General features: G+C 71.5%; 11 protein-coding genes. 7 read left to right on the top strand and 4 right to left on the bottom strand.

Annotated elements, in window-relative coordinates; translation table 11 throughout:
• Positions 1 to 131: 131 nt before the first annotated feature.
• Genes OG776_RS31405 through tyrS form a run of 3 tightly spaced genes read left to right on the top strand, consistent with a single transcriptional unit; the run spans position 132 to position 4,359 of the window.
• Positions 132 to 1,655 carry a TldD/PmbA family protein gene (locus OG776_RS31405; protein ID WP_148007538.1) on the top strand — a complete coding sequence of 508 codons (1,524 nt, stop codon included), beginning with the start codon at positions 132 to 134 and terminating at the stop codon, positions 1,653 to 1,655.
• Positions 1,652 to 3,046: a metallopeptidase TldD-related protein gene (locus OG776_RS31400; RefSeq protein ID WP_148007537.1), complete on the top strand. Its 1,395-nt coding sequence runs from the start codon at positions 1,652 to 1,654 to the stop codon at positions 3,044 to 3,046. Before OG776_RS31405 ends, OG776_RS31400 begins: the two co-directional genes overlap by 4 nt.
• Positions 3,047 to 3,090: 44 nt before the next feature.
• Complete coding sequence (tyrS, locus tag OG776_RS31395) at positions 3,091 to 4,359, top strand: tyrosine--tRNA ligase (protein WP_148007536.1); 1,269 nt, start codon at positions 3,091 to 3,093, stop codon at positions 4,357 to 4,359.
• A gap of 92 nt (positions 4,360 to 4,451) precedes the next feature.
• Here tyrS and OG776_RS31390 read toward each other — a convergent pair whose 3' ends face one another.
• Complete coding sequence (locus tag OG776_RS31390; RefSeq protein ID WP_148007535.1) at positions 4,452 to 4,727, bottom strand: GlsB/YeaQ/YmgE family stress response membrane protein; 276 nt, start codon at positions 4,725 to 4,727, stop codon at positions 4,452 to 4,454.
• Between the two features lie 242 nt (positions 4,728 to 4,969).
• On the opposite strand from OG776_RS31390, the gene OG776_RS31385 reads away from it, so the two are divergent.
• Positions 4,970 to 5,380 (top strand): DUF3099 domain-containing protein, encoded by a 411-nt coding sequence (locus OG776_RS31385; RefSeq protein WP_148007534.1) that lies wholly within the window; start codon positions 4,970 to 4,972, stop codon positions 5,378 to 5,380.
• Positions 5,381 to 5,762: 382 nt separating this feature from the next.
• Complete coding sequence (locus tag OG776_RS31380) at positions 5,763 to 6,005, top strand: hypothetical protein (RefSeq protein WP_148007533.1); 243 nt, start codon at positions 5,763 to 5,765, stop codon at positions 6,003 to 6,005.
• 21 nt (positions 6,006 to 6,026) lie between these two features.
• On the opposite strand, the gene moaA is transcribed toward OG776_RS31380, so the two are convergent.
• From moaA to OG776_RS31365, 3 genes are all read right to left on the bottom strand, one after another.
• Positions 6,027 to 7,016: a GTP 3',8-cyclase MoaA gene (gene moaA, locus OG776_RS31375; RefSeq protein ID WP_148007532.1), complete on the bottom strand. Its 990-nt coding sequence runs from the start codon at positions 7,014 to 7,016 to the stop codon at positions 6,027 to 6,029.
• Between the two features lie 145 nt (positions 7,017 to 7,161).
• Positions 7,162 to 8,784, bottom strand: a complete 1,623-nt coding sequence (locus OG776_RS31370) for a solute symporter family protein (protein ID WP_148007531.1) — start codon at positions 8,782 to 8,784, stop codon at positions 7,162 to 7,164.
• Positions 8,781 to 9,137, bottom strand: coding sequence for a DUF485 domain-containing protein (locus tag OG776_RS31365; protein WP_148007530.1), 357 nt, complete (start codon positions 9,135 to 9,137; stop codon positions 8,781 to 8,783). Before OG776_RS31365 ends, OG776_RS31370 begins: the two co-directional genes overlap by 4 nt.
• A 391-nt stretch (positions 9,138 to 9,528) precedes the next feature.
• Between OG776_RS31365 and OG776_RS31360 the strand changes: the two genes are divergently transcribed.
• Together OG776_RS31360 and OG776_RS31355 are read left to right on the top strand one after the other, a co-directional pair.
• Positions 9,529 to 11,055 carry a S8 family peptidase gene (locus OG776_RS31360; protein WP_148007529.1) on the top strand — a complete coding sequence of 509 codons (1,527 nt, stop codon included), beginning with the start codon at positions 9,529 to 9,531 and terminating at the stop codon, positions 11,053 to 11,055.
• Between the two features lie 185 nt (positions 11,056 to 11,240).
• Positions 11,241 to 12,659, top strand: coding sequence for a CoA transferase (locus OG776_RS31355; protein WP_148007528.1), 1,419 nt, complete (start codon positions 11,241 to 11,243; stop codon positions 12,657 to 12,659).
• The last annotated feature ends 80 nt before the right edge of the window (positions 12,660 to 12,739 follow it).

The following is a 12,739-nucleotide window of genomic DNA, read 5'->3' as shown; positions in this document are numbered from 1 at the left end:
GTCGGATCCCTACAGAAAGCCGCTTTCGGCGGACGGAAAGATCCGGCCTCGGCCGGGACAAAGCCGTGGCCGCCGGACCCGCCCGCGCGACATGATCGGACCCGACAGGCCACGACAGCAGGGAGACCTCCGTGCCCCATTCCATCGACGAAGCCTTCACGGCGCTGCCACTGCGGGCCCTGGCCGACGCCGCGCTGGCGCGCGCCCGTGCCCTGGGTGCCGAACACGCGGACTTCCGGTTCGAACGGGTGCGCAGCGCCTCCTGGCGGCTGCGCGACGCCAAGCCCGCGGGATCGTCGGACACCACGGACCTCGGGTACGCGGTACGGGTGGTGCACGGCGGGACCTGGGGGTTCGCGTCGGGCGTGGACCTGACGATGGACGCCGCGGCGAAGGTCGCCTCGCAGGCCGTGGCGATGGCGAAGCTGTCGGCCCAGGTGATCAGGGCGGCGGGTTCCGACGAGCGCGTGGAACTGGCCGCCGAACCGGTGCACGCCGAGAAGACCTGGATCTCGTCGTACGACATCGACCCCTTCTCCGTGCCCGCCGAGGAGAAGGCCGGGCTGCTCTCGGACTGGAGCGCCCGGCTGCTGGCCGCCGACGGCGTCGACCACGTCGACGCCTCGCTGCTGACCGTGCACGAGAACAAGTTCTACGCCGACACCGCGGGGACCGTCACCACCCAGCAGCGCGTCCGGCTCCACCCGCAGCTGACCGCCGTCGCCGTCGACGAGTCGAGCGGCGAGTTCGACTCGATGCGCACCATCGCGCCGCCGGCCGGGCGCGGCTGGGAGTACCTGATGGGCACCGGCTGGGACTGGGACTCCGAGCTGGACCGCATCCCGGAGCTGCTCGCCGAGAAGATGCGGGCCCCGAGCGTCGAGTCGGGGCTGTACGACCTCGTGGTCGACCCCTCGAACCTGTGGCTGACCATCCACGAGTCCATCGGCCACGCCACCGAGCTGGACCGCGCGCTGGGCTACGAGGCGGCGTACGCGGGCACCTCCTTCGCCACCTTCGACCAGCTCGGCAAGCTGCGCTACGGCTCCGAGCGGATGAACGTCACCGGTGACCGCACCGCCGAGCACGGCCTCGCGACCATCGGCTACGACGACGAGGGCGTCGAGGGCCAGTCCTGGGATCTGGTCAAGGACGGCACACTCGTCGGGTACCAGCTCGACCGCCGGATCGCCAGGCTGACCGGCTTCGAGCGCTCCAACGGGTGCGCCTACGCCGACTCCCCCGGGCACGTGCCCGTGCAGCGGATGGCCAACGTGTCCCTGCAGCCGGACCCCGCCGGGCTCTCCACCGAGGACCTGATCGGGGGTGTGGACCGCGGCATCTACGTGGTCGGCGACCGGTCCTGGTCGATCGACATGCAGCGCTACAACTTCCAGTTCACCGGACAGCGGTTCTTCAGGATCGAGAACGGCCGGATCACCGGTCAGCTGCGCGATGTCGCGTACCAGGCGACGACGACCGACTTCTGGGGGTCGATGGCCGCGGTGGGCGGTCCGCAGACGTACGTCCTGGGCGGTGCCTTCAACTGCGGCAAGGCCCAGCCGGGTCAGGTCGCGGCGGTCTCGCACGGCTGCCCGTCCGCCCTCTTCAGGGGCGTCAACATTCTGAACACGACGCAGGAGGCCGGTCGATGAGCGCCCGTACCAACAAGCCGCACGAGGTCGTCGAGCGTGCCCTCGAGCTCTCCCGCGCGGACGGCTGCGTGGTGATCGCCGACGAGCACTCCACCGCGAACCTGCGCTGGGCGGGCAACGCGCTGACCACGAACGGGGTGACGCGCGGGCGCACGCTGACCGTCGTCGCCACCGTCGACGGCCGCGAGGGCACCGCGTCCGGGGTCGTCTCGCGTTCGGCGGTGACCGCGGACGAGCTGGAGCCGCTGGTGCGGGCCGCGGAGGCGGCGGCGCGCGGCGCGGGCCCCGCCGAGGACGCCCAGCCGCTGGTCACGGGCGTACCGGAGTCCCCCGACTTCACGGACGCGCCCGCCGAGACCTCCTCCACCGTCTTCGCGGACTTCGCCCCCGCGCTCGGCGAGTCCTTCGCCCGCGCGCGGGCGGGCGGGCGTGAGCTGTACGGCTTCGCCAACCACGAGCTGGTCTCCAGCTATCTCGGTACGTCGACGGGGCTGCGACTGCGGCACGACCAGCCCAACGGGACCCTGGAACTGAACGCCAAGTCGCCGGACCGTACGCGCTCGGCGTGGGCGGGGCGTTCCACCCGTGACTTCAAGGACGTCGATCCGGCGGCGCTGGACGCCGAGCTGGCCGTCCGGCTGGGCTGGGCCGAGCGGCGGGTGGACCTGCCGGCCGGCCGCTACGAGACGCTGCTGCCGCCGACCGCCGTGGCGGACCTGCTCATCTACCAGATGTGGTCGGCCGCGGCCCGGGACGCGGCCGAGGGCCGGACGGTGTTCAGCAAGCCGGGCGGCGGCACCCGCGTCGGCGAGAGGCTCACCGAGCTGCCGCTGACGCTCCGCAGCGACCCGAACGAGCCGGGGCTGGAGTCCGCGCCCTTCGTGCTCGCGCACTCCTCCGGCGACGACGCGTCCGTGTTCGACAACGGGCTCCCGCTGGCCCCGACGGACTGGGTGAGCCGGGGCGAACTGGCCCGTCTCTCCACCACCCGGCACAGCGCGGGCCTGACCGGACTGCCGGTCGCGCCGACGATCGGGAACCTGATCCTGGACGGCGGTGAGGACCGCTCCCTGGAGGAGATGGTCGCCGCCACCGAGCGGGGTCTGCTGCTGACCTGCCTCTGGTACATCCGCGAGGTCGACCCGGCGACGCTGCTGCTGACCGGTCTGACCCGGGACGGTGTCTACCTGGTGGAGAACGGCCAGGTCGTCGGCGAGGTCAACAACTTCCGGTTCAACGAGTCGCCGGTGGGTCTGCTGGGGCGGGCGACGGAGGCCGGGCGTACGGAGAAGACCCTGCCGCGCGAATGGAGCGACTGGTTCACCCGTGCCGCGATGCCCGCGCTGCGCGTGCCCGACTTCAACATGAGCTCTGTCAGCCGAGGCGTATAACCTCGTACCTGATTCACGAGACCACCCAAGGAGATACGAGAACCGTGACGGACATCGTCGACGAGCTGAAGTGGCGGGGGCTGATCGCCCTCTCCACCGACGAGGACGCATTGCGCAAGGCGTTCGCGGACGGTCCCGTCACGTTCTATTGCGGCTTCGACCCGACCGCGCCCAGCCTGCATCTCGGCAATCTCGTGCAGATCCTCACGATGCGCCGGATCCAGCGGGCGGGCCACCGCCCGCTGGGTCTGGTGGGCGGTGCCACCGGTCTGATCGGTGACCCGAAGCCGAACTCCGAGCGCACGCTGAACTCCCCCGAGGTCGTCGCCGAGTGGGTGGAGCGGCTGCGTGCGCAGATCGCCCCGCTGCTCGACTTCGAGGGCCCGAACGCCGCGGTGATGGTCAACAACCTGGACTGGACCCAGGGCATGTCGGCCATCGAGTTCCTGCGCGACATGGGCAAGCACTTCCGGGTCAACAAGATGATCGCCAAGGAGGCCGTCTCGCGGCGGCTCAACTCCGACGCGGGCATCAGCTACACGGAGTTCAGCTACCAGATCCTGCAGGGCATGGACTTCCTGGAGCTGTACCGCCGGTTCGGCTGCACCCTGCAGACCGGCGGCAGCGACCAGTGGGGCAACCTCACCTCGGGCACGGACCTGATCCACCGGACCGAGCCGGAGGCCGTGGTGCACGCCCTCGGCACTCCGCTGATCACCAAGGCGGACGGCACCAAGTTCGGCAAGACGGAGTCCGGGACGGTCTGGCTGGACCCGGAGATGACCACGCCGTACGCGTTCTACCAGTTCTGGCTGAACGCGGACGACCGGGACGTCTCCAAGTTCCTGCGCATCTTCAGCTTCCGGTCCCACGAGGAGATCGAGGAGCTGGAGCGGCAGACGCAGGAGCGCCCGCAGGCCCGTGCGGCGCAGCGCGCGCTGGCCGAGGAGCTCACCACGCTGGTGCACGGCGCCGACCAGACGGACGCCGTGATCGCCGCGTCCAGGGCCCTGTTCGGTCAGGGCGAGCTGGCGGAGCTCGACGCGCGGACCCTGGCCGCGGCCCTCTCCGAGGTGCCGCACGTCCAGGTCGCGGAGCTCGGCCTCGTGGTGGACCTGTTCGCGGAGGTCGGCCTGGTGGCCAGCAAGTCCGCCGCCCGCCGCACGGTCAAGGAGGGCGGTGCCTACGTGAACAACGCGAAGGTGACCGCCGAGGACGCGGTCCCCTCCCGGGAGGACCTGCTGCACGGCCGCTGGCTGATCCTGCGCCGCGGCAAGAAGAACCTGGCCGCGGTGGAGGTCACCGGCGGCTGAACGGGCGCGTGCGACACGCATGACCGAGGGGGCGGCTCCGTCAGGGGCCGCCCCCTCGCTCGTCCTCCCGTGCCGTCGCGTCGGCCGTACCGTCAGGCCCGCCGGCGCTCTCCCCGCAGCGACATGTAGACCATGTCGCCCAGGAAGACGATGACGATGGCGGCCACCAGCTGCAGTGCGTGCCGTCCCCAGTCGATGCCCCTGGTCTCGGCGATGCCCAGCCAGCCCGCGATGGCGTTGCCGACGATGGCGCCGATGATGCCGAAGATGGTGGTCAGCCAGAGCGGGCTGTGCTGCTTGCCCGGAAGGATCGCCTTGGCCAGCAGGCCGAGCACGAAACCCACGATGATCGCCCACAACCAGCCCATGTATGCCTCCTTGTACGGCTCCGCGTGAGCAGTACGCCCAGTCTCGGTCCGGCCGTGGTACGGCGCATGTCGGGTTCGGCCATACGCGGTACGGCGCATCAGGTCCCCCTCGGACCGGACCCGCCCCGGTCTCGAAGGCGGCGCAGGCGCGGCGTAACGTGGAACCTGTTCGGGCCCGCCTCCCTGAGCGGGTCCGCGCGGGTACGGACCGGGGAGAGTCCGACACAGGCAGGTGGTGGCACATGCTGCGGAAGCAGAGCGGCGGTCAGGTCTTCCGGATCACCGGGGCCCGGCAGGGGCTCGACGAGGACGTCCGCGGCAGACAGCGCCGCTACATCATCTCGATGTCCGTCCGCACGCTCTCCGTGATCCTGGCCGCCACCCTCTGGAACGTCGAGCGGCATGTCGCGCTCGTCGCGCTGGTGCTCGGGATCCTGCTCCCCTACGTCGCCGTGGTGATCGCCAACGCCGGCCGGGAGAACGCGCCGTCGCTCCCCTCCACGTTCGTCACCCTCCCCGGCCCGGCGATGATCGCCCCGCCGCGGCCGGACGCCTCCGCGCGGCCGGTTCCGGACGATGCGGCCGCCGACGCCGGGGCGCGACCGGGGACCGCTCGCACGGGCGCGCAGGGCTCCGAATCGCCCTCCGCCTGACCACGGAGGATCCGCCGGAAACGGAATCCGGCCGCGCGCCAAGCTCAAGAAAAGCTCAGATCAATCACGCTGTTCCGGTGCCGGGCAGCGGGTTACCCGTGACATACTTCGTACGCGCTCCGCATCCCCCGTCGGAGCGACAGACCGACGCCGGGCAGCTCCCCCCGTGGCTGCTCGGCGTCGCCTTTTGGGAGCCTTTCCGGCACCGGATCAAGGTCGGTACGGGGTGCGGCCGGGGGCCCGTTCGACGAGTGAACGACGGGTCGGCCGGCGAGCGGTCGAGGGGTACGCCGGAGGCCGGTGGCGCAGCGGACTCCTCGCCCCCCAGGCGCTCCCCCGGGGGCCGTTCGGAACGGCTCCGGAAGCCGCCTAGGGTTGAGGCGTGAACTTCCCGCTCTCCGATCCGTCGCCCGCTCCCACCACTCCGCAGTGCTCCGCCAAGGGCTGTCGCGCCGACGCGGTGTGGGTGCTCGCCTGGAACAACCCGAAGCTGCACACGCCGGAGCGGCGCAAGACCTGGCTCGCGTGCGACGAGCACCGCGAGCACCTGTCCCAGTTCCTCGGTGTACGGGGATTCCTCAAGGACGTGGTCCCGCTGGCCGACTGGGCGGACCCCGACGCCTGAGCGGCCGCGGCGGGGCCCTGGTCAGCCGCCGATCGCCGACATGGGGCGCGTCGGCTGCAGGAACGACGGGTCGTCCAGACCCGAGCCCGCCTTCTTGCCCCACATCGCGAGGCGCCAGACGCGGGCGATCTCCTCGTCGGGGGCCTCCGAGCGCAGCGCCGCGCGCAGGTCGGTCTCCTCGGTGGCGAACAGGCAGGTGCGTATCTGGCCGTCCGCCGTGAGCCGCGTACGGTCGCAGGCCGCGCAGAACGGGCGGGTGACGGAGGCGATCACTCCCACGCGGTGCGGGCCCCCGTCGACGAGCCAGCGCTCGGCCGGCGCGGAACCGCGCTCGCCCGCGCCCTCCTCGGTGAGCTCGAAGCGCGTACGCAGCGAGTCGAGGATGTCGCCCGCGGTGACCATCCCCTCGCGCTTCCAGCCGTGCTGGGCGTCCAGGGGCATCTGCTCGATGAAGCGCAGCTCGTAGTCGTGCGCGACGGCCCAGGCGAGCAGGTCCGGGGCCTCGTCGTCGTTCAGGCCCGGCATCAGGACCGTGTTCACCTTGACCGGGGTCAGGCCCGCGTCGCGGGCGGCTTCGAGACCCGCGAGGACGTCGTGGTGGCGGTCGCGGCGGGTGAGGGTCTTGAAGACCTCGGGGCGCAGCGTGTCCAGTGACACGTTCACCCGGTCCAGGCCCGCCGCCTTCAGGGCGGCGGCGGTGCGCTTGAGGCCGATGCCGTTGGTGGTCAGGGACATCCGCGGGCGGGGCGCGAGCGCGGCGACCCGCTCGACGATGCCCACCAGACCGGGGCGGAGCAGCGGCTCACCGCCGGTGAAGCGGACCTCGGTGACGCCGAGACGGGTGACGGCGATGCCGATGAGGCGGACGATCTCGTCGTCCGTGAGCAGATCGGGCTTGGAGAGCCACTGCAGGCCTTCCTCGGGCATGCAGTACGTGCACCGCAGATTGCACTTGTCCGTCAGGGATACGCGCAGGTCGGTGGCTACCCGGCCATAGGTGTCGATGAGCATGTGGGCCCCCTCCCTCGATGCGGATCATCCTTACCCGGCACGATCGAGCCTACGTGACGGGACGGACATCCAGAGCGGCCGGATCCCACGAGGTGCGGCGCGGCCGCGTCGTAGGGATCTACGACGCGGCCGTCGGCGAGGGGCGTCAGTGCGCTCCGGTGCCCGTCAGGGAGCGGACCTCCAGCTCGGCGTACTTTCCGGCGTCGGGCTCCTCCTTGGACAGCAGGGTGCCCAGCCAGCCCAGCAGGAAGCCGACCGGGATCGAGATGATGCCGGGGTTCTCCAGCGGGAACCAGTGGAAGTCGACGTCCGGGAACATCGAGGTGGGTTTGCCGGAGACGACGGGCGAGAACAGCACCAGGCCGACCGCCGTGACCAGACCGCCGTAGATGGACCAGAGGGCGCCCGAGGTGGTGAACCGCTTCCAGAAGAGGCTGAAGAGGATCGTCGGCAGGTTGGCGGACGCGGCGACCGCGAAGGCGAGGGCGACCAGTCCCGCGACGTTGAGGTCACGGGCGAGGGCGCCCAGGAGGATGGACACGGCGCCGATGCCGACCGTCGCGTACCGGGCCGCCCTGATCTCCTGTTTCTCGTCGGCCTTCCCCTTCTTGATGACGTTCGCGTAGATGTCGTGCGCGAACGACGAGGAGGAGGCCAGGGTCAGGCCCGCGACGACGGCGAGGATCGTGGCGAAGGCGACGGCGGAGATGGAGGCGAGCAGGATGGCGCCCCAGTTCGAGTCGACGCCTCCCAGGTGGAGCGCCAGCAGGGGCGCGGCCGTGTTGCCCGCCTTGTTCGAGGCGATGATCTCGTCGGGTTTGATCAGGGCCGCGGCGCCGAAGCCGAGGGCCAGGGTCATCAGGTAGAAGGCCCCGATGAGGCCGATCGCCCAGTTCACGGACTTCCGCGCGGTCTTCGCCGTGGGCACGGTGTAGAAGCGGATCAGGATGTGCGGGAGGCCGGCGGTGCCCAGGACCAGGGCCATGCCCAGGGAGAGGAAGTCCAGCTTGGTCGTGGAGGTGGCGCCGTATTTCAGGCCGGGCTCCAGGAACGGCGCGCCCTTGCCGCTGTTGTCGGCCGCCTTGCCGAGCAGGTCGGAGATGTTGAAGTTGAACTTCAGCAGGACCAGGAAGGTGAGCAGCAGCGCGCCGATGATCAGCAGGACGGCCTTGACCATCTGCACCCAGGTGGTGCCCTTCATGCCGCCGATGGTCACGTACACGATCATGAGGACGCCGACCAGGGCGACGATGGCGATCTTGCCGCCGTCGCTGGTGATCCCGAGGAGCAGGGAGACCAGGACGCCCGCGCCGGCCATCTGGGCCAGCAGGTAGAAGATCGACACGACGATCGTGGAGGTGCCGGCGGCCGTCCGTACGGGGCGCTGGCGCATGCGGTAGGCGAGGACGTCACCCATGGTGTAGCGGCCGGAGTTGCGCAGTGGTTCGGCGACCAGGAGCAGGGCCACCAGCCAGGCGACGAGGAAGCCGATGGAGTAGAGGAAGCCGTCGTAGCCGAAGAGGGCGATGGCGCCGGCGATGCCGAGGAACGAGGCCGCGGACATGTAGTCGCCGGAGACGGCCAGTCCGTTCTGGAATCCGGTGAACTGGCGGCCGCCCGCGTAGAAGTCGGCGGCGTCCTTGGTCTGACGGCCGGCCCAGACGGTGATGACGAGGGTCGCGGCGACGAACACCGAGAACAGGGTGATGATCAGCGGCCGGTGCTGACTTGCCTCGCCGGCCGCGAGCAGGGTCGGTACGGGGCTCATGCGCCGCCCTCCATCCGGGACTTGATCGCTTCGGCCTTGGGGTCGAGCTGCGCGGCGGCGTGCCGCGAGTACCACCAGGCGATGAGGAACGTGGTGAGGAACTGGGCGAGCCCGAGGACCAGGGCGACGTTGACGTTGCCGGCCACCTTGGTGCCCATGAAGTCGCCCGCGTAGTTGGAGAGCAGGACGTACAGCAGGTACCAGGCGATGAAGCCGATGGTCAGGGGGAAGGCGAAGGAGCGGTGCGAGCGCCGCAGTTCGGCGAACTCGGCACTCTGCTGCACCTCCGCGAACTCCTCGGTCGAGGGCAGTCCGGGATCGGCCTTCGAGGGGGGCGGTGCGTCGGTAGCCACGGAGTCTCCTCGCGTTGCGGGTGCGGACATGACGGTGGACGGGGCGAGTTGGGACTCGCGGACCGGGACGGGTGGGGCACGGGCGTTGTGCGGATCTCACAGTGACACGGATCACGTTGACCGGGTCGAGCGGTGGTGCAACGGGCGTGATCCGCCGGGGGCCCGAGCGGGCTCGCGCTCCCGTCCAAGGTCACGGCGCCGCGCGTGGACCGGTTCAACTCCCCCGGTTTCTTTCGGAAGTCGTCGCCCGCTTGTTTCGGACGTCATCTCCGGAAATCGTTGCTGGCCAGCTCGGACGGGAGATAGCTTCGGCTCGCACCACTCGTCATGTACCTGCCCGAGCACTCCGTGTGTTCGGGCGGCTCTTCGTTCCAGATGATGTGGAGACCCCATGGCTCATCTGCGATCCAGACGCCGGCTCGCCCTCGCGGTCCCGGTCGTCCTGTCGCTCACCGCCTCGCTCGGCTTCCTGCCGGGCGCCGCGTCGGCCGCACCCCTCAGCACGTCCGCGAGCACCCGCGCGGACGGCCCCAACCTGGCGTACGTGGTCAACACCACGACGGACCATCGCACGATCGCGTCGGTGAAGAAGGCCATCACCGCGGCGGGCGGCAGCGTCGTCATCGCCTACGAGCAGATCGGTGTGATCGTCGTCCACTCGGCCGACCCGGACTTCGGCAGGCGCATCCGCGCCGTGCGTGGCGTGCAGTCGGCGGGTGCGACACGGACGGCGCCGCTGGCGGCAGCGGGGACGACCGACGAGGGCGCGGCGAAGGTGCTGTCGGCCGCGGAGGCCGCCAAGGTCTCCCGGAGCGCCGCGGCCGGCCAGGAGCCCCTGGAGGCGGACCAGTGGGACCTGCGCGCGATAGGCGCCGACAAGGCGGCCAAGGCCGACCCGGGCAGCAGAAAGGTGACGGTGGCCGTGATCGACGTGGGGGTCGACGACACCCACCCGGACATCGCCCCGAACTTCTCCCCCTCCCAGTCCGCGAACTGTGTGGGCGGCAAGCCGGACACCACGTACGGGGCCTGGCGTCCGGTGGACGCCGACCACTACCACGGCACGCATGTCGCGGGTGAGATCGCCGCGGCCCGCAACGGCGTCGGGGTCGCGGGTGTGGCGCCGGGCGTGAAGGTCTCGGGCATCACGGTCGCCGAACCCGACTCCACCCAGCTGTTCTACCCGGAGAGTGTCGTCTGCGCCTTCGTGTTCGCCGCGGACCACGGCGTGGAGATCACCAACAACAGCTACTACGTGGACCCGTGGCTCTACAACTGCCTGGACGACCCCGACCAGCGGGCGATCGTCGACGCGGTCGACCGGGCCCAGCGGTACGCCCAGCACAAGGGCACGCTCAACGTCGCCGCGGCCGGCAACTCCAACGACGACCTCGACGCGGACGCGCTCTCCGACGCGTCCAGCCCCGACGACTCGACGCCCGTCCCGCGTACCGTCGACCCGCACAAGTGCTTCGACGTACCGACCCAGTTGCCGGGTGTCGTCACGGTGAGCTCGACCGGTGTCACCGGCGCCAAGTCGTACTTCTCCAGCTACGGCAAGGGCGTCGTCGACGTCGCGGCGCCCGGCGGTGACCGGTTCCAGATCCCGGACACTCCGTCGAAGGACGGCCGCATCCTGTCCACGCTGCCGAACAACCAGTACGGCTGGCTGCAGGGCACCTCGATGGCGACACCGCACGTCGCCGGTGTGGCCGCGCTGCTGAAGTCCAAGTACCCCTGGGCCGGCCCGGCCACGCTCCAGCGGCTCCTGAAGGCCGAGGCGGACAACCCGGGTTGCCCGACCGCCCCCTACGACGGGAACGGCGACGGCGTCGTCGACGCCACCTGCGTCGGCAACAATCACCTGAACGGGTTCTACGGAGCCGGGATCGTCAACGCCCTGCGGGCGGTCCGGTAACCCAAGGCCCCCGGACCCGCGACATGCCCGGCCGGGAGGCGAACGCCTCGGCGGCACAGTGGCGATGACGGATCGTCATGACAGATCGTGATGACGGGTCGTGATGACGTCGGCGGGTGCCCCGGCCGTCCGCGGAGGACGGCCGGGGCGCAGGTCGTGCGCCGCCCGCCTGGCACAGTTCTCGTATGACGCGATCGGTCACGGGTACGGAGTCCGCGTGGGCGGCGCTGGGCGGCGACCCCGCGCTGCTGTCCCGGCTGTCGACGGTCACCCGGGCGGGAACCCTCGCCGCCCGGCTTCCCGTACGGGAGTTGGCACGGGCGTGCGTGGGGGTCTGCGCGCTCGCGGGTGCCGAGCTGACCGCCGTCCGCACCGGAGGGAGCGTTCCCGAGGTGCGGGTCGACGACGGCGCCGTCGCCACCGCGTTCGCCAGCGAGCGGCATCTGCGCGTCGGCGGCCGGGCACCCCTGAGCTTCGCGCCGCTGTCACGGTTCTGGCGCACCGCCGACGGCTGGGTGCGCACGCACGCCAACTATCCCCATCACCGGGCGCGGCTGCTGGAGGCGCTCGAACTGGCCGCCGACGCGTCCGTGGAGACCGTCGGGTCCCACCTCGCCGGGCGTTCCGCCGCGGAGGTGGAGGAGACCGTGTACACGGCCGGAGGCCTGGCCGTCGCCCTGCGTACGGCCGCTCAGTGGGCGGCGCACGAGCAGGGAGCGGCCGTCGCGCGCCACCCCATGGTGGACCGGGAGACCGTCGACGCGGCGGACCCGTCCGCTCCGTGCGGGCCGGCGCGGCTCTCCGGTGATCCGCTGCGGCCCGCGGCCGGCGTGCGCGTGCTGGATCTCACCCGGGTCATCGCGGGCCCGGTCGCCACCCGCACCCTCGCCCTGCTGGGCGCCGACGTCCTGCGCGTGGACCCGCCACGGCCGCCCGAGGACCCCGACGCGCACGCCGACACCGGCTTCGGGAAACGCTCCACCCAGCTCGACCTGGCGGTACGCGCGGACCGCCGCGCCTTCGAGGAACTGCTCGCCCGGGCCGACGTGGTGGTCACCGGATACCGGCCCGGCGCACTCGACCGCTTCGGGCTCACACCGGAGGCACTGGCCGTGCGGCGGCCCGGCCTGGTGGTGGCGCAGTTGTCGGCGTGGGGAGGGTACGGGCCGTGGTCCGGGCGGCGGGGCTTCGACAGTCTGGTGCAGGCCGCGACCGGGATCGCGGAGGTCGAGGGCACCGCCGGGCGGCCGGGCGCCCTGCCCGCGCAGGCCCTCGACCACGGCACGGGGTATCTGCTGGCCGCCGCCGTGCTCCGGTCGCTCACCGAGCGGTCCCGGGAGGGCGGGACCCGTCTCGTCCGGCCGTCGCTCGCCAGGACGGCCGCGTGGCTGGTCGACGGGCTCGCGCGCCCCGCCGAGGAGTTCGCGCGGGCCTCGGAGAAGCGTCCGCGGGACGCGTACGAACCGGGCCCCTGGCTCACCCGGACCGACAGCGACCTGGGCCCGCTCACGTACGCCAGGTCGCCCGTGTCCATCGCCGGCGGCCCGGCCGACTGGACGCGTCCGCCGGGCCGTTGGGGCACGGACGCGGCCCGCTGGATCTGAGCGGCCGGTCCGGACCGGGGGACGGACGGACCCGGACCGGGGACGACGCGGGGCGACAGGTGACGGCCCCGTGGAACACT

Source organism: Streptomyces sp. NBC_01689 (genome assembly GCF_036250675.1).
Taxonomy (GTDB): domain Bacteria; phylum Actinomycetota; class Actinomycetes; order Streptomycetales; family Streptomycetaceae; genus Streptomyces.
The sequence above is the reverse complement of the archived record's forward strand: the minus strand, read 5'-3'. Positions and strand labels throughout refer to the sequence as shown.